Annotated in this window: 19 protein-coding genes and 1 pseudogene; 17 read left to right on the plus strand and 3 right to left on the minus strand. The window is 27.6% G+C overall.

Features of this window, described 5'->3' with window-relative positions:
- Together hemW and AVBRAN9331_RS05510 are read right to left on the minus strand one after the other, a co-directional pair.
- On the minus strand, positions 1-933 hold a 933-nt coding region (gene hemW, locus AVBRAN9331_RS05505), incomplete at its 3' end, for a radical SAM family heme chaperone HemW (protein WP_336612586.1).
- A gap of 1 nt (position 934) precedes the next feature.
- Complete coding sequence (locus AVBRAN9331_RS05510; protein WP_214119918.1) at positions 935-1,516, minus strand: hypothetical protein; 582 nt, start codon at positions 1,514-1,516, stop codon at positions 935-937.
- A 122-nt stretch (positions 1,517-1,638) separates the two neighbouring features.
- On the opposite strand from AVBRAN9331_RS05510, the gene AVBRAN9331_RS05515 reads away from it, so the two are divergent.
- The 17 genes from AVBRAN9331_RS05515 to AVBRAN9331_RS05595 all read left to right on the plus strand — a co-directional run bounded on the left by AVBRAN9331_RS05515 (position 1,639) and on the right by AVBRAN9331_RS05595 (position 17,177).
- Positions 1,639-2,106: an RNA pyrophosphohydrolase gene (locus AVBRAN9331_RS05515; protein WP_214117753.1), complete on the plus strand. Its 468-nt coding sequence runs from the start codon at positions 1,639-1,641 to the stop codon at positions 2,104-2,106.
- Positions 2,100-3,302, plus strand: coding sequence for an aspartate kinase (locus tag AVBRAN9331_RS05520; RefSeq protein WP_214117752.1), 1,203 nt, complete (start codon positions 2,100-2,102; stop codon positions 3,300-3,302). Before AVBRAN9331_RS05515 ends, AVBRAN9331_RS05520 begins: the two co-directional genes overlap by 7 nt.
- Positions 3,302-3,829, plus strand: a complete 528-nt coding sequence (locus AVBRAN9331_RS05525; RefSeq protein ID WP_214117751.1) for a HobA family DNA replication regulator — start codon at positions 3,302-3,304, stop codon at positions 3,827-3,829. Before AVBRAN9331_RS05520 ends, AVBRAN9331_RS05525 begins: the two co-directional genes overlap by 1 nt.
- On the plus strand, positions 3,826-4,404 hold the full coding sequence (locus tag AVBRAN9331_RS05530; protein ID WP_214117750.1) for a DNA polymerase III subunit delta': 579 nt from the start codon (positions 3,826-3,828) through the stop codon (positions 4,402-4,404). The genes AVBRAN9331_RS05525 and AVBRAN9331_RS05530 overlap by 4 nt, the downstream gene beginning before the upstream one ends.
- Positions 4,391-5,500, plus strand: coding sequence for a dihydropteroate synthase (folP, locus tag AVBRAN9331_RS05535; protein WP_336612587.1), 1,110 nt, complete (start codon positions 4,391-4,393; stop codon positions 5,498-5,500). The genes AVBRAN9331_RS05530 and folP overlap by 14 nt, the downstream gene beginning before the upstream one ends.
- Positions 5,497-7,428 (plus strand): NAD-dependent DNA ligase LigA, encoded by a 1,932-nt coding sequence (ligA, locus tag AVBRAN9331_RS05540; protein WP_336612588.1) that lies wholly within the window; start codon positions 5,497-5,499, stop codon positions 7,426-7,428. Before folP ends, ligA begins: the two co-directional genes overlap by 4 nt.
- A complete protein-coding gene (gene tlyA, locus AVBRAN9331_RS05545) occupies positions 7,425-8,120 on the plus strand; it encodes a 23S rRNA (cytidine-2'-O)-methyltransferase TlyA (protein WP_336612589.1) in 696 nt (231 codons plus the stop codon). Before ligA ends, tlyA begins: the two co-directional genes overlap by 4 nt.
- A complete protein-coding gene (locus tag AVBRAN9331_RS05550) occupies positions 8,083-8,961 on the plus strand; it encodes a bifunctional riboflavin kinase/FAD synthetase (RefSeq protein ID WP_336612590.1) in 879 nt (292 codons plus the stop codon). The genes tlyA and AVBRAN9331_RS05550 overlap by 38 nt, the downstream gene beginning before the upstream one ends.
- On the plus strand, positions 8,951-9,661 hold the full coding sequence (cmoA, locus tag AVBRAN9331_RS05555) for a carboxy-S-adenosyl-L-methionine synthase CmoA (protein WP_214117745.1): 711 nt from the start codon (positions 8,951-8,953) through the stop codon (positions 9,659-9,661). Before AVBRAN9331_RS05550 ends, cmoA begins: the two co-directional genes overlap by 11 nt.
- Positions 9,662-9,937: 276 nt before the next feature.
- A complete protein-coding gene (locus AVBRAN9331_RS05560; protein ID WP_214117744.1) occupies positions 9,938-10,888 on the plus strand; it encodes a methionine ABC transporter ATP-binding protein in 951 nt (316 codons plus the stop codon).
- Positions 10,885-11,625: a methionine ABC transporter permease gene (locus AVBRAN9331_RS05565; RefSeq protein WP_214117743.1), complete on the plus strand. Its 741-nt coding sequence runs from the start codon at positions 10,885-10,887 to the stop codon at positions 11,623-11,625. The genes AVBRAN9331_RS05560 and AVBRAN9331_RS05565 overlap by 4 nt, the downstream gene beginning before the upstream one ends.
- 9 nt (positions 11,626-11,634) lie before the next feature.
- Positions 11,635-12,405, plus strand: coding sequence for a MetQ/NlpA family ABC transporter substrate-binding protein (locus AVBRAN9331_RS05570; RefSeq protein WP_214117742.1), 771 nt, complete (start codon positions 11,635-11,637; stop codon positions 12,403-12,405).
- A 9-nt stretch (positions 12,406-12,414) separates the two neighbouring features.
- On the plus strand, positions 12,415-13,176 hold the full coding sequence (locus AVBRAN9331_RS05575) for a MetQ/NlpA family ABC transporter substrate-binding protein (RefSeq protein ID WP_214117741.1): 762 nt from the start codon (positions 12,415-12,417) through the stop codon (positions 13,174-13,176).
- A 62-nt stretch (positions 13,177-13,238) separates the two neighbouring features.
- On the plus strand, positions 13,239-14,330 hold the full coding sequence (locus AVBRAN9331_RS05580; RefSeq protein ID WP_250325151.1) for an ABC transporter substrate-binding protein: 1,092 nt from the start codon (positions 13,239-13,241) through the stop codon (positions 14,328-14,330).
- Positions 14,317-15,363: a FecCD family ABC transporter permease gene (locus tag AVBRAN9331_RS05585; protein ID WP_250325657.1), complete on the plus strand. Its 1,047-nt coding sequence runs from the start codon at positions 14,317-14,319 to the stop codon at positions 15,361-15,363. The genes AVBRAN9331_RS05580 and AVBRAN9331_RS05585 overlap by 14 nt, the downstream gene beginning before the upstream one ends.
- On the plus strand, positions 15,356-16,150 hold the full coding sequence (locus AVBRAN9331_RS05590; protein ID WP_336608222.1) for an ABC transporter ATP-binding protein: 795 nt from the start codon (positions 15,356-15,358) through the stop codon (positions 16,148-16,150). Before AVBRAN9331_RS05585 ends, AVBRAN9331_RS05590 begins: the two co-directional genes overlap by 8 nt.
- Before the next feature lie 85 nt (positions 16,151-16,235).
- Entirely contained in the window at positions 16,236-17,177 is a 942-nt protein-coding gene (locus tag AVBRAN9331_RS05595) for a GGDEF domain-containing protein (RefSeq protein WP_336612591.1), read from the plus strand.
- A gap of 79 nt (positions 17,178-17,256) precedes the next feature.
- Here the strand turns inward: AVBRAN9331_RS05595 and AVBRAN9331_RS05600 are convergent.
- Positions 17,257-17,400: pseudogene (locus AVBRAN9331_RS05600) on the minus strand (RIP metalloprotease RseP); the annotation flags it as partial.
- Positions 17,401-17,426 lie beyond the last annotated feature (26 nt).

Consider the following 17,426-nt stretch of genomic DNA (forward strand, 5'->3'; position numbering starts at 1 on the left):
ATTTTTATTTTTAATAAGATTAATATCTACTCCTACATTTGATCTAAGTCCTAGAAAAATGCTTTCTAGTCTAATGTCATTTGGGCTTAAACTTTCTTTAATTCTAAAATATGGATTTGCTATATATTCATTTAGGTTTGAACTTGCTGTATAGCGAATATTATCGCTAGTGCCAACGCTTGAAAGTCCAATGCCTAAGTAATTTTCTTTACTCCAATAAGCTTTATTATGAGAGCATTCATATTCGCTAGAACTTGCAAAATTACTTATTTCATAAGCTTTTAACCCGATTTTTTGCAAATTTTCATAAAAATAGCAATTTAACTCATCATCTTTTTGAATGTATTCGGTTTTATTTTGAAAAGGGGTATTATCTTCTAAAATTAAAGTATAAGCACTAAGATGATTTAATTCTAGGCTTTTTATGACTTTTAATTCATCATTTAGCATATTTAAATCATCTAAATAAGTGCCATAAATTATATCTATACTAAAAGATATTTTTTCATTTTTTAATAGTTTGATTTTTTCTATAGCTTGTTTGCTTGAGTGGGCTCTATTTAAGAATTTTAATTTCTCATCATTAAAGCTTTGCACCCCAATGCTTATGCGATTTAATCCATAATTACGCATAGTATTAAGCCAATTTAAGCTTAAAGAATTTGGATTTGCTTCAGCACTGATTTCTGTATCATTATTAATATAAGGCTTTAATAATTTAAAAATATTTTCATAGTATTTTGCGTCTATAAAGCTTGGAGTTCCACCCCCAAAATATATGCTTTTTATATCTTTAGAAAATGGTAAAAACCTTGCCAAATCTAATTCTAAGGCTTTAAAATATTCGTTTATTTTTTGCTGATTTGTAAAACTAGCAAAAGAACAATAAGAGCATTTGCTAGCACAAAATGGAATATGAATATAAATTCTCATTTTATGCTTTGAAATTTAATAAATTTTCGCCTAGTTTAGCGATTTGCTCATCTATCATTTTGATAGCATTATCAAGAGTTTTATTAGCCAAACTCATATAATCATCACCGAAATTAAATCTTTTTAATGCTTCATTAAAGCCACTTAATAATCCATCTTTACCTAATCTTAGTTTATTAGCATCATTATTTGCATTTTTTAGGATTTGCTCTGCCATTCTTTTTGCAGTATTTTTTGAACCAAATTCTGCATTATCTAATAATAAATTTTTAGCACTATTGCTATCTAAATTATCATTAACTAAATCTTTAAAATTATTTAAAAATTCTTTGATATTACCCCTATTATTTGCAATTTCGTTTAAATTACCTTGAATGCTAATTTCTGTGATACTAATCTCAAAACTCATTGCAAAAAAACTATCATTTTCGCCTTTTGCTGTGAGTTTGTCTAATTCTTCGTTGCTAAGATTTACGCCGTAGTTTTTTAAGCTATCTTTAATGTTTTTTTGTGCTTCATCTTTACTACTAAAAGAAGCTGCTGCTTGATAAGATAAAGTTATATTTCTAGCACTTATTTGCATTTTTTCTCCTTGAAAATCATAAGCTTCATATCGGCAAAAAATAATTATTTCTTTAGTAAAAATGTTGCTTTTAATTAAATTTTTCTTGATAGTATCGTGTGAAATTAATTTTAGGTTATTTGATGAAAAAAAGATTTAGAAAAAATGTAGCAGCTATTGTTTTGTCTCAAGAATACCCATTAAATTGTAAAATTTTAGTGGCTTTAAGACTTGATATTGATGTTTGGCAATTCCCGCAAGGTGGGATTGATGATGGAGAAAGCCCAAAAGAAGCATTAATAAGAGAGCTTGAAGAAGAATTAGGCACAAAAGAATTTGAAATCATTGCTGAATATCCTGAATGGTTAAGCTATGAATTTCCTAACGAAGCTGTTAAGAAAAAATATAATTTTGATGGGCAAACTCAAAGGTATTTTTTAGTTAAAGTAAGAGATAATAACTTGATTAATTTAAATACCAATGAACCTGAGTTTAAAGAGCATCTTTTTGTGGATTATAAGGATATAAACCCTTATATTAATCATTTTAAAAGACCACTTTATACCAAAGTTTTAAAGTATTTTCAAAAAGAAGGATTTATAGGATGTTAGTTGTTCAAAAATACGGAGGCACAAGCGTTGGCAACCTTGAACGCATAGAAAATGTTGCAAATAGGGTTATTAAGTCTAAAAAGACTTATAAAGATATAGTTGTGGTAGTTTCTGCAATGAGCGGTAGAACAAATCAATTAATTGATAATGCTAATTTTTATTCAGAAAGTCCAAATAAAAAAGAATTAGATATGTTGCTTTCTTGTGGTGAGAGAGAAACTGCTGCTTTACTTGCTATTGCACTTATGTCAAAAGGATATGATGCGATTTCTTTAAGTGGTAAAGAAGCTGGGCTTTTAACTACAGATGATTATACAAACGCAAAAATTATTGATATTGATGCAACTAGAATTAAAAAAGAACTTTCAAGTGGAAAAATAGTTGTAATAGCTGGTTTTCAAGGGTATGCAGCAAATGGAAATACTACTACACTTGGTCGCGGGGGAAGTGATTTGAGTGCTGTTGCTTTTGCAGGGGCTTTAAATGCTGATTTGTGTGAGATTTACACAGATGTTGATGGGGTTTATACTACTGATCCAAGAATTGAGCCAAAGGCTAAAAAACTTGATAAAATTTCTTATGAAGAAATGTTAGAACTTGCTAGTTTAGGTGCTAAAGTTTTACAAAATAGAAGCGTTGAATTAGCAAAAAAATTAAATGTAAAATTAGTTACTAGAAGTAGCTTTAATGAAAATAGTGGAACAATTATAACAAGCGAGGAAAAAATGGAACAAGCATTAGTTAGTGGAATAGCATTAGATAAAAATCAAGCAAGAATAGTTTTAAGAAGAATTGAAGATAAGCCAGGAATTGCTGCTAGTATTTTTACAACTTTAGCAAAAAAAGACATTAATGTTGATATGATTATTCAAAATGTAGGTCATGATGGAACTACTAATTTAGGTTTTACCGTGCCACAAAATGAATTAAAAAATGCAAGTGAAGCTATGAGAGAGCTTTTAGGTAGTGATGTAGTAATAGAAAGCGATAGCGATATAGTTAAGGTTTCAGTAGTTGGAGTTGGTATGAAAACTCATTCAGGTGTTGCTAGTGCTGCATTTGAAGCATTGGCAAATGAAGGCATTAATATACAAATGATTTCAACAAGTGAGATTAAAATTTCTATGATTGTTAGCTCAAAATATGCTGAATTAGCAGTTAGAACACTACATAAAGTTTATAAGCTGGAAGATTAATGCAGGATTTTTTAAGTTTTGTAAAAGACTTTATCCAAAAAAAAGGTATGCTTTATAGTTGGCTAGATAGCGAAAGGTTTAAGATAAGCCCTTTGCTATCTTCTAGGCTTAGCTATTTACTAGATGGGAAAAATTTTATAGTAATTTGCGATGATGAAAGAGCTTGGTTTGAGGAGTATTTTTTAAGTCTTGTAAATGCAAAAAGTGCTAGACCATTGCTACCATTTTTTAGCTTAAAAGGTTTTAAACTTGATAATTATGATAAGAATGAAGATTTACTTGATGATGTTTTAAGTCTAGCATATCCTAATGGTTATATTTATATTTATTTTGGTAAGGATAGTTCAAAAATGGCAAAACTTGCTAAAAATAAAAAAGATAGCTTAATGTTTATATTAGATGAAGAATATGATAATTCTTTTTGTCTTAAGTCAAGTGATGAACATTTAGATATTAAACTAATAACTATTGCTCAATTAATTAACGCTTGTTTAGACGCTATTATTTTTGCAAAGGTTAAGATTTGAGAAGTGAGATAATAATCACTCAAAGCCCTGATGATTTTATAAATGATTTAAGGCAAAAAACCAAAATCTGCAAGGTTTTTAGTGGCGATGAGTTTTTATTAGATGATGCAAAAGCTATTATGCAAAATGCTTATTTGATTGAAGAATATGACAAATATTTCGTATTATCATATAAAGAATATAGCATACAAGCTCAAAATTATATGCTAAAACTACTAGAAGAGCCACCTGCTAATGTGTATTTTAAGATTTTAGTTAGTTCAAAAAATCTTTTATTAGCAACTATTAAATCAAGATTAATTTCAAGAAAATTAGAAAATTATAAAAATAATTATGAGATTAAATTAAATCTTAAAAATATGTCGTATTTAGATATTGTAAATTACGATGTTGATAAAGCGAGTTTGAGTGAATTTATAAGTGCATTAGCTAAAGAATGCTACAAACAAGGCATAAATATTAGTAGTGATTTATTAGAAGAATTTTATAAATGCTATGAATTATCAAAGCTTAATTCAAATTCTAAAATTATAATTTCAAGGTTATTATTAGGAATAATGCGTGAGAGAAGCTAGTTTTTATTTACTAGATGAAAACTCGGCTAAAGATATTAATTCAAGTGAGTTTGCACTAGATAGATTTTTAAAAAGAAGTAATCATCAAATAATTTATATAAAAAATATAAGTACAACCGCTGCAAATATTTTAAAGCAAGACGCAATTAGCGTAGGTGCAATTGTTTTAAATCACAAAAATACAATTTTAGGCGGAGAGTATAAATACGATAGCATTTTGCTAGTTGATAGCATTAATGCAAAGGATTTAGCTAATAAGCTTAAATTGCAGCAGTTTTCTTGCATAAGACTTAGTAAATTTTTAAACGAATTAAAAATAAGCAAAAAATATCCAAAAATTATGGGTATTATGAATATTAATGATGATAGTTTTTATGAAAGTTCTAGGATTAGCGAGAAGGAATTTTTAGCTAAGGCTTATGAGTTTATTGAAAATGGTGCAAGTATTATTGATATCGGTGCTATGAGCTCAAGACCTAATTCTACTTATTTAGGAGCGAAATTAGAGCTTGATAGATTAAAGCCTATTTTTAATTTAATAAAAGAACATAGATTATGCGATAAGATAGATTTTAGCTTGGATAGTTTTGATGAGATTTGCTTAACAAATGCTCTTGATATTGGCTTTAAATATATAAATGATATTAGTGCTAATACTAAGCTATCAAAACTAGCTTTAAAATACGACGCTACTTATATTTTAATGCACTCACAAAATAATTATTTTGATAATTATATAAATAATACTGGCTTAAGCAACTCAAATTCTAATTCTAAATTCTTTATTTTAGATAGCGTTTATGAGTTCTTTTTAAATAAATTAAGCGAAATAGAAAGTAAAGTAATAATTGATGTTGGAATAGGTTTTGGCAAAAGTGAGTATGAGAATTTAGTTTTAGTAAAATATTTAAATCATTTCAAGACCTTAAATAAACCTATTTTATTAGCAGCTTCAAACAAAAGATTTTTAGGTGAGCATAAAGAAGCTTTAAGTTTAATCACTCACGCTAATTCAAATGCTGATTATATTAGAGTTCATGATGTAATAGGGCAAAATGCAATGATAAATTATCTTAAAAAAATGGAAAGTATATGAAAGAGTATTTAGAAAATATTAAATTAGCAAATAAATGGGCAAAGGCTTATTATTTAGGAGAAAATCCACTTGCAAGTGATGCTGAATACGACGCACTTATGAAAAAAATAAAAGATTATGAGAGTTTAAATCCAAATGATATAAGCCCTGATTCTCCAACGCAAAAAGTATTGCCAATCAATCTAAAAGATGTAAATGATGGCTTTAATAAATTAGCTCATCTTAGCAGAATGTATTCTATGGAAGATGTTTTTAATGAAGATGAATTACACGCTTGGATAAAAAGAGCAAAAGCAGAAGATGAAGAATTTTTCATTGAGCCAAAATTTGATGGAGCTAGTTTAAACTTAATTTATGAAAATGGTAAATTAATTCATGCAATTACTCGTGGAGATGGTAGTGTAGGCGATGATATTACTCTAAATGCTATGCAAATTACTTCAATTCCTAAGAGCATTGCTTATAAAGAATTGATTGAAATTAGGGGCGAAATTGTTATTTTAAAAGATGATTTTTTGAAGTTAAATGAAATAAAATTAGCAAATAATGAAAGCTTATTTTCAAATCCAAGAAATGCTGCAAGTGGTTCATTAAGACTTAAAGAACCAAGCGAAGTTGCAAAGAGAAATTTACAATTTTACCCGCACGGAATAGGGCAAAACTCACTAAGTTTTACAAAGCATAGCGAAGCAATGGAATTTATTAGAAGTTTAGGTTTTTTAAAAGATGATTTTTGCAAGGTTGTTAGGGCTAATAAATTGCAAATTGAGTATGAGAATTTACAAAATGATAGATTAAATAAAAAAATGATGTTAGATGGTTTTGTTTTAAGGATAAATGATTTAAGCAAATGCACTGAATTTACAAGCAAATTTCCAAAATTTATGGCTGCTTATAAATTTGAACCTTTAGAGCAAATTACAAAATTAATTGATGTTAGTTATCAAGTAGGAAGAACGGGAGTAATAACCCCTGTTGGAACACTTGAGCCTACTAATATTGATGGAGCTATAGTTAAATCAGTAACTTTACATAATTACGATGAGATAACTAGGCTTGATTTAATGATTAATGATAGCGTTAGCATAATTAGAAGTGGAGATGTTATACCAAAATTAACTCGTGTTTATAAAGAAAGAAGAGATGGCACACAAATTAAAATTCCAAAGCCAATAAATTGTCCATCTTGTAATGAAACTTTATTAGATGATGGAGCTTTAATTAAATGTATAAATCTTAATTGCAAGGCAAAAATGCTAAATCAATTAATATATTTTGCGAGTAAAAAATGCCTAAATATAGATGGTTTAGGGGATAAAATTATTGAATTGTTATTTAAACTTGAAAAAATCAGCACATTTGAGTGTATTTATGAGCTAAAATACGAAGATTTTCAAGGTCTTGAGGGTTTTGCTGATAAAAAGATAACTAATATTTTAACTTCTATTGAAAAATCAAAAGATTGCGAATTAGCAAGTTTTATAAATGCTTTAGGATGTGAGCATATTGGAGAAGTAGCTGCTAGCAAGGTTGCTAGTGAATTTGGATTTGATTGGTATTTAAAAGATGAGATTGATTATTTAAAATTAGATGGATTTGGAGAGCAAATGGCTAAATCTATTGCTAATTTTTGTGTGATTAATAAAGAGCTAATTATTAGATTTTATGAGATTTTAAGGCTAAAAAATACAAATATAAAATCTAGTGATAAATTCACAAATACGACTTTTGTAATAACTGGCACACTTAGTAATCCAAGAGAATATTATGAAAATATAATCAAAGAAAACGGCGGAAAAACTAGCTCAAGTGTTAGTAAAAAAACTTCTTATCTATTGTGTGGAGATGATGCAGGAAGTAAGCTTACTAAAGCTAAAGAATTAGGCATTAAGATACTTAATGAAGATGAGTTTAAGGCACTTTTATGAGAGCTGATTTGTTTGTAGCAAATAAATTAAATATAAGCCGAAATAAAGCTCAAGAATTATTAGAAAATGAAAAAGTATTAATCAATAACGAAGTAAAAAAGGCAAGTGATAAGATACTGCAAGATTATGAATGTAAATTATTAGATGAAGTTTATGTTAGCAGGGCTGCTTATAAATTAAAAGGATTTTTAGAAGAATTTGAGTTAGAAATTAGCGGGATTGATTGCTTAGATGTTGGCTCTAGCACGGGTGGATTTACCCAAATATTACTTGAAAATAATGCTTTAAGTGTTACTTGTGTAGATGTTGGAGATAAACAATTGCATAATAGTTTAAGAGCAAATCCAAAGGTAAAAGTATTTGAAAATACAGATATTAGAGATTTTAAATCAGCTCCGTTTGAAATAGTAGTGTGCGATTTAAGTTTTATATCAGCTAGATTAATAATAAATGATTTAATAAGACTAAGTAGCAAGTATTTAATTATTTTATTTAAACCACAATTTGAAGTAGGAATTAATGTAAAACGTTCTAAAAATGGTGTGGTAAAAGATGAAAAAGCCGTGCTTAAATCTTGCGAAGAATTTGAAAAAGAAGTAATAAGATTAGGTTTGATTTTACTTAAAAAATCAAAATCAAAACTTAGCGGAAAAGATGGAAATTATGAATATTTTTACGCTTTTTCAAAATGAAATAATAAAAGCAAAAAAATGTGATTTAGAAAATATTACAAGTTTAGCAATAGGGTGTTTTGATGCTTTACATTTAGGGCATTTTGAACTGATAAAAAGGCTTGATGATAATGGGGCTTTATTAATAATATATAAAAAAACAAGAGAATTAGTTCCGATAATTTATAAGCAAGAATTGCTAAATTGCAAAATATTTTTTGTAAATCTTGATGAGATAAAAGATGAAAATGCGTATAATTTTACGCAAAATATTATGTATAATTTTACACAACTTAAATATTTTGTAGCAGGATATGATTTTCATTTTGGTAAAAATAGACAAGCTCACGCAAAAGAATTGCAAGAATTTTCTGGGCTACGATGTATTATCGTAGATGAATTTAAAATAGATAATATAAGTGTTCATTCAAGTTTGATTAAAGAATGTTTATTGAATGCTGATTTAGAAAGTGTGAATAAATTTTTAGGTAGAAATTATTTCATTCAAGGAAGACAAATCAAAGGTCAAGGTTTAGGAGCTAAATTTTTTGTCCCTACTATTAATGTAGATTATGATAATTATTTTTTACCAAAAGAAGGGGTTTATTTTACTAAGGTTTATTTAGATAATGAGTGTTATTTTGCAGCTACTTTTTTAGGCAAACGCTCAACTGATTTAAATACGGCTTTAGAAGTGCATATTTTAAATAGTTCAAATTCTTATTTTAAATTCCACAAAATTAAAATAGAGTTTTTAGAATTTTTTAGAGAGAATAAAAAATTTGATAATTTTGATAGTTTAAAACAACAAATTAACTTAGACATAAAAGCTCTAAGTTTAAAGGCTAAAGATGAAAGATGAAGTTTTTAACGAAGAATTAATAAAACAATTTGAATTTGATGAAAAAGTGGTGCGTGTGTTTGATGATATGGTTACTCGTAGTGTGCCGTATTATTTGCAAAATCAAGAATTAATTTTTAAAATTCTAAGTCAGATTTTGCCAAAAAATGCAAAGGTTTTAGATTTAGGTTGCTCAACTGCAAATACACTTTTAGCACTTTCAAAAAGAGATGATTTAGAGCTTTTTGGACTTGATAATTCAGAGCAAATGCTAAATAGGGCTAGAATTAAGGCTAGTGATTTAGGTGTTAAAATTAATTTGATTAATAAAAATATAGAAGATATTTTAAGTCTTAATGATAGTTTTGATGCGATAATTTGTTCTTATACCTTGCATTTTATTAGACCGCTTTTAAGAGAAGATTTATTACAAAAAATATATAAGTTATTAAATAAGAATGGGATTTTTATTTTATGCGAAAAAGTGCTTTATGAAAATAAAATTTTACAAAAAAATATAATTGATATTTACGAAAATTATAAGGAATTACAAGGATATTCAAGATATGAAATAGCTCAAAAAAGAGCTGCTTTAGAAAATGTTTTAATACCTTTTACTTATGATGAAAATATAAAAATTTTAAGCAATGCTAATTTTAAGCAAATTGATTGCTTTTTTAGGTGGGCAAATTTTTGCTCTTTTATAGCTTTTAAGCTTTAAATGTTACGAAATGTAACAAATAATATAAAATTATTTTAAAAATATCTTGACATCAAAAATATTTTTTGCTTTAATCAACAAATATTTTTAAACAAAGGATTTTAAATGATGATGCAGATGCGCTAGCGTCTGGCTTTTAAAGACTTTCTTTTTTAGCTAGACGCAAATTAATTATATTAAAGCAAGCAAGCTAAAAAAGAAAGATAAAATATTTTTGCAACTTACAAAACTCTCAAAAATTTTTATTTTTCTTTAAATTAAATTTTAAGGAAAGTTATGATTGAAATTAAAAATCTTAAAAAGTATTACGGAAATACTTGCGTAATAAACGATGTAAGTCTTGATATTAAAAAGGGCGAGATTTATGCGATTGTCGGACAAAGTGGGGCTGGTAAAAGTACACTTTTAAGATGTATAAATGCACTTGAAAGCTATCAAGCAGGTTCATTAAAAGTATTTAATCAAGAAATTAAAGACCTTAAAGAAGAAGAGTTAAGAAAATTAAGAACCGAAGTTGGAATGATTTTTCAACATTTTGCTTTAATGGGTAGAAAGAGTGCTTATGAAAATATTGCAATGCCTTTACTTTTACATAAAAAAGATAATGTGGATAAAAGGGTTAAAGAATTGCTTGATTTGGTTGGATTAAGCGATAAGGCTAATTCATATCCTGCTAATCTTAGTGGTGGCCAAAAGCAAAGAATTGCAATAGCAAGAGCACTTGCACTAAATCCTAAGATTTTATTAAGTGATGAAGCAACTAGTGCACTTGATCCTGCTACTACTAATCAAATCTTAGATTTATTAAAGCAAATTAATAAAGATTTAGGCATTAGCGTTGTATTAGTAACCCATGAAATGGACGCTGTTAAAAGAGTAGCTGATAAGGCGTGTTTATTAAGTGGTGGAGAAATCATAGGCAATGGAGAAATTAGCGAAATATTTTTAAAACCAAGTAAGAAGATGAGAGAATTCTTAGATGAGAGTGATTGTGTGCCAGAAAGTGGGCTTAATATAAGATTAATTTTCCCTAAAGAAGTAGCACTTGATGGAGTAATTTCTAAAATGGCAAGAGAGCTTAATATTGATTTTTCAATAGTTTGGGGAAAAATTGAAAAGCTAAATGATATTGCACTTGGCTCACTTATTATAAATATTAATCCAAGTGATAAACAAAGAGTGTGTGAATATATTAATAAAAGTGGCGTTTTATGGGAGGAAGTATGAATTATTTTGATAATTTTTTAAGTCATTTTGACAAGATTTTATATCCTGCATTAAAAGAGACTTTATATATGAGTATTAGTGCTACTATTATTGGTTTTGCACTAGGACTTGTTTTAGGAATATTTCTTTTTGTTAGTAAAAAGGGTGGTTTGTATGAGAATTTAGGCTTTTATAGAGTGCTTGATTTTGTTGTAAATATATTCCGTTCTTTTCCGTTTTTAGTATTAATTATTGCTTTAATTCCTTTTACAAAGTTTTTAATAGGAAAAAGCATAGGAACAACAGCGGCTATTGTGCCACTTACAATTGGAATCGCTCCATTTATTGCAAAATTAGTGCAAAGTGCTTTAAATGAAGTAGATTACGGAATAATTGAAGCGGCTAAGAGTTATGGTGCTAGTAGAATACAAATTATTTTTAAGGTCGTATTGTATGAAGCATTACCTGCGTTAATTAATGCAGCAACGCTTACTTTAATAGTAGTCATTGGATATAGTGCAATGGCAGGAATTGTAGGAGGTGGGGGACTTGGCGATGTTGCTAATCGCTATGGTTATCAAAGATTTAAAACAGATATTATGGTAGAAACGGTTATTGTTTTGATTGTATTGGTTCAAATCGTTCAGATTTGGGGGGATTTAGTTGAAAAAGCTTTAAGAAAAGGTAAGGATAAATATCTTTATATTTCAATTTTAGCTTTAGTTATTTTATTTATTTATTCAGGAAATTTTATTTAAGGAGATATTATGAAAAGATTGTTTAGTTTAGCTGCTTGTTTGGCTTTAAGTGCAAATTTATTTGCTGATGTTATTAGTGTAGGTGCAACACCTGTTCCACATGCTGAAATTTTAGAAGAAGTTGCAAAAATTGTTAAAGAAAAAGGTCATGAGTTAAAAATCGTTGAGTTTAATGACTATGTATTGCCAAATCTAGCGGTTGATGATGGCGAAATAGATGCAAACTTTTTCCAACATAAACCATATTTAGATGAGTTCAATAAGCAAAAAGGAACAAAATTAACTCCAGTTGCACCAGTTCATCTTGAGCCAATGGGAGCATATTCTAAAAAGATTAAAGATATTAAAGATTTAGGAGATAAGGCTTTAATTTATATTCCAAATGACCCAACAAATGAAAGTAGAGCTTTAGATATACTTGAAGCTGCAGGGCTTATTGAACTTGATAAAAATGTAGAGCTAAAAACTCCACTAGATATCGTAAAAAACCCTAAAAATCTTGATATAAAAGAGTTAGAAGCTGCACAATTACCAAGAGTTTTAGATGAGTGTGATTTAGCTGTGATTAATTCAAATTACGCATTAGCAGCGAAGTTAAATCCTACAAAAGATGCGGTAATTATTGAGGGTAAAGATAGTCCATATACTAATGTTTTAGTAGTTAAGACTGATAATATTAATAGTGATAAGACAAAGGTTTTAGTTGATTCTATAAATGATGCAAGAATTAAAAAATTTATAGAAGAAAAATATAAGGGCGAAATAATCCCAAGTTTTTAAGGAGAAAATATGAAAAAATTAGCTTTAAGTTTAGCATTTTGTTTATACGCTAGTGCGGAGATTTTAAGAGTAGGGATTACCCCATATCCAAATGCTACTATTTTAGAAAATGTAAAAGATGATTTAAAAGAGCTTGGATATGAGTTAAAAGTTGTAGAATTTAATGATTATATTCTACCAAATCTTGCATTAAATGATGGGGAATTAGACGCTAATATGTATCAACATAAGCCTTTTTTAGAAGACTTTAACGAGAGTAAAGGCACTGATTTAGTAGCGGTTGCTAATGTGTTTTTACCTCCAATGGCAGCATATTCAAAAAAGGTAAAAGATATTAAAGAATTAAAAAATAATGCTTTAGTATATATCCCAAATGACCCAACAAATGAAAGTAGGGCTTTAGACATACTTGAAGCAGCTGGACTTATTAAGACAAATAAGGAAGTAAAATTTAGAAGCGTTATTGATATTACGGAAAATCCTTTAAATCTTGATATAAAAGAGTTAGAAGCTGCACAGGTTCCAAGAGTTTTAGATGAGTGTGATTTGGCTGTAATTAATACAAATTATGCATTAGCAGCGAAGTTAAATCCTACAAAGGATTCTATAATATTAGAAGATTTAAATAGCCCTTATGTAAATGTTATTGCTGTTAAAAAAGGCAATGAAAATAATGAAGGGGTAAAAGCTTTAATAAAGGTTATAAAAACAGAAAAAATTAAGAAGATACTTGAAGAGCAATTTAAAGGTGCTATAATCCCAGCATTTTAATGATTAGGAATTTGCTTTTGGCAAATTCCTTTTTTTATTTCTTTAAAATTTAAGGAGAAGTGTTGAGATTTATTCTACTATTTTTATTATCATTTAGCTTGTTTGCTAAGGAAATTACTTTCAAAGATGTAACAGGAAACGAAATTACTTTAAATACTCCAGTAAATAGAATAGCTTTAGGTTTTTACTATACAGATTTTTTAGCAGTTGGTGGAGAAAAATCATTTGATAAAGTTGTTGGTTTTTCAAAAGCAGTTTGGAGTGAGTGGAGTCCAATTTCTTGGCAAATGTATTTAGATGTAATGCCTAATTTAGACAAAATTGCTGATTTTGGTGAAGCAGAATCAGGCACATTGTCAATTGAAAAAATATTAGAATTAGAACCTGATGTATTAGTTTTAGCTAAATGGCAATATGATACATTAAAAGATACTTTAAATCCAATTAAACTAGCAAATATCCCAATAATAGTAGTAGATTATCACGAAGGAAAATTACAAAACCACGAGATAAGCACTAAAATTTTTGGAATTTTAACCAACCAAGAAAAAAGAGCTGAAGAAATTATGAATGATTATAAAAGTCGTTTAGAATTAATTCAGACAAGAACTAAAGATATTAAAAATAAAGTAAAAGTTTATATAGAATACGGAATTAATGGCCCTAGTGATAATGGAGTTACATATTCACATTATATGTGGGGAAGTTTGATTGATAAAGCAAATGCTAAGAGTATTGCTGATGGATTTATTAAGACTTGGGGAGCTATTAATCCTGAAGAAATCATAGTTCAAGACCCTGAAGTAATTATTATAGCAGGTCGTGAAAGCGAGCTTAAGAAAAATAAAACTTCAATGGTAATGGGTAATAATATAAGTTTTGATGAAGCAAATAATAGATTAAGAGGATTTTCTAATAGAACTACTTGGCAAGATTTAAACGCAGTAAAAAATCATAGAATTTATGGTGGTTATCATAGTATGCTAAGGACTTTAGGGGATATTTTTATGTTAGAATTTGTAGCAAAAGCTGCTTACCCTGAGTTGTTTAGCGATATTAATCCAAGTGATGATTATATTAATTATCATAAGAAATATTTGCCAATTATTCCTGATGGAACTTTTATGTTAAAGCTTGATGATGAGAAATTTTAATAGAGAAATTCTTTCATATAAAGCAATTGTTTATAAGAGATTGGGATTTTTACTAATCTCTTTTTTATTAGCATTAGTATTTTTTATACTAGATATTTCTACAGGACCAGCTCAACTTGATTTAATTATTGTATGTAAAGCTTTATTATCTAAAGCACTTGATATAGATATACAAAAGAATTTCGTTAATATTGTTTATAATTTAAGATTGCCTATGGCATTAATGGCACTTGTTGTCGGAGCTTCATTAGGACTTGGCGGAGCTTTGATGCAAACTATTTTAAATAATTCTTTAGCTAGTCCATATACTTTAGGTCTTAGTGCTGCAGCTGGATTTGGAGCTTCATTAGTGATTGCATTTAATATAAGTTTTATAAGTTCTTTTATTAGCATTCCATTAGGGGCATTTTGTGCTAGTTTGTTAAGCTCTGCAATATTATTTATGTTTGCTAAAAATAACAAATACAACACTCAAAGTTTAGTTTTAGTTGGTATTGCTTTATTGTTTTTATTTCAGTCTTTTTTATCTTTAGTGCAATTTTTATCAAGTCCTGAAGTATCTCAACAAATATTATTTTGGTTATTTGGAAGTTTGCAAAAAGCTAATTATATGAATATTTTAATAGTCTTTTTGGTTACTTTATTTTGCTATTTAATTTTATTAAAAGACAATTGGGCTTTAAGTGTATTTAGACTTGGGGAGAAAAATGCTAAAGTTTTAGGGGTTAATTTAGTATATTTAAGAATTAAAGTTTTATTATGTGTTTCTTTTGTTAGCTCTGTTGCTATTTCTTTTGTGGGCGTTATAGGTTTTATAGGTCTTGTTGCACCACATATTGCAAGGCTTATTATAGGAGAAGACCAAAGATTTTTCTTACCAGCTTCAATGATAATAGGAGCTTTATTTTTAAGTTTAGCTTCTAGTGTTTCAAAATTGATAATTCCTGGTAGTTTATTTCCTATAGGAATAGTAACTTCTTTTATTGGTGTTCCTTTTTTCTTTTTTATTATATTAAGGAATAAAAATGCTTAAAATTAATAATCTAAATATAAAAAAAGGAAATAAGACTATTTTAAATAATATAAACCTAGAATTTAAATCAGGTAAAATTTATGCTATTTTAGGCGCTAATGGTGTAGGTAAAAGCACATTATTAGATGCTATTTTTCAACTTGATAAAAAACATAATATGACTTATCGTAATATTAATTCAGATAATCTTAAAAAATGGCAAAGCAATATAGGTTATATGTTGCAAAGTTTTCATACTCATACAAACCTTAGTGCTTTAGAAGTAGTTTTACTAGGTGCTTATAATGAATTAGGTTTAAAAGTAAGTGATGAAATTTTAAATAAAGCAGTTAATGTTTTAAAGGAATTTAAGATTTCACATCTTGCTAATATTAATATTAAAGATTTATCTGGTGGTCAAAGACAAATGATAGCTTTTGCTCAAGTTTTGCTTAAAAACCCAAGTATTTTATTGCTTGATGAGCCTGTAAGTGCATTAGACATTAAACACCAATGTATTTTACTAGAAGCTTTAAAGAAAATTACAATTGAAAATGATTTAATAAGTATAGTTGTTTTGCACGATTTAAATTTGGCAAGTTTATATTGTGATGAAGCAGTTTTTTTACACAACAACAAGGTTTATAAAAATGGAAAGATTAACGATGTTATTACACTTGATTTAATACGAGAAATTTACGAGATTAAAGCAGATATAAGTATAGTTGAAAACAAGAAATTTATTCAAATATTAGGTTCATTAAACAAGGAAAATTATGACAACTCAAATAAAGCAGTTAATATCTAGACTGATTAATTTTTATGATTATATTTACTTAATCATACTTTTGGCGACATTTTTACATGTGTCCTTTTTGTTTATATTTTATTATATGAAAATATATGAGCTATTTTATGTAAATATAGTCTCAACCTTAATTTATGTATTAATAATTACAAATTTTAGTAGCGATAAAATAAAAATTTATTATGCTGTTGTATATTTTGAAGTTTTAATCCATCAGCTAATCGCAATTTATTACTTAGGTAGTGCTAGTGGATTTGACTTGTTATTATGTTGTTTGATACTTGTGCAATTTTTATTTTTTAAGAAAAGCACCTGTTTTGTATCAACAATTTTAATTATATTTTTAATTTATCTTAGTTATTTTCAGGCAGATTCTATTGTGCTACATAGTGATAAATTTTTTGAAATTGATGAATATAAAAATGCTAATATTGTTCTTTATCCAATTAATTTAGCGGTTTTATTGGTATTCTTAGTTGTATATGGTATTTTAGTGACCGTTATCCCTAGTAAGAAAATAAATGATTTAGCTCAAATTGTATATAAAGATTTTTTAACAGGTTTATATAATAGAAAATATATGGAAGATGTTGTATTATCAAAGTATAACAAACAAAGAATTTTAATTGCAGTATGCGATATTGATAATTTTAAACGTATAAATGATACTTATGGTCACCAAACCGGAGATATTGTGCTAAAAATGTTGGCTATAGTTTTAATCAATAAGTATAAAAAATATTCTGATTTTAATATTAATATTTGTAGATGGGGTGGGGAAGAATTTTTAATCATTGCAGATATTGATAATAAAAAAGATGCTGAAATATTTTTAAATGACATTAGAGAAGAAGTGTTTAAATTAAAAATAAGTGATTTGCAAGAAACAATAAGTATTACAATAGGTGGATATATAGCTAATTTTAATCAAAAAGATTATAAGCAACTATTTGAAATCGCTGATAAGAATTTGTATCTTGGCAAGAATACGGGTAAAAATAAATGCGTAGTGAGTGTTGAAGAATAATAAAATTATGTAAGTTTTGCCTAGTTTTATCTAGTGAGCTTTAATTATTAGAATTAAAAAACCAATAAAATATAATATTTTATTGGTTTTCAATAATTCTTGTTATATCATTAAATGTAGCAAATATCATTAAAGAAAATAATAAAAACATTCCAATATAACTAAGTGTAATAAATACTTTTTGATTTACTTCTCTTTTAAAAACTAACTCATATAAAGAAAAACTACAAGAATAAGAAGTCTAGTTTA

The organism is Campylobacter sp. RM9331 (genome assembly GCF_020137685.1).
In the GTDB taxonomy this organism is placed as follows: domain Bacteria; phylum Campylobacterota; class Campylobacteria; order Campylobacterales; family Campylobacteraceae; genus Campylobacter_E.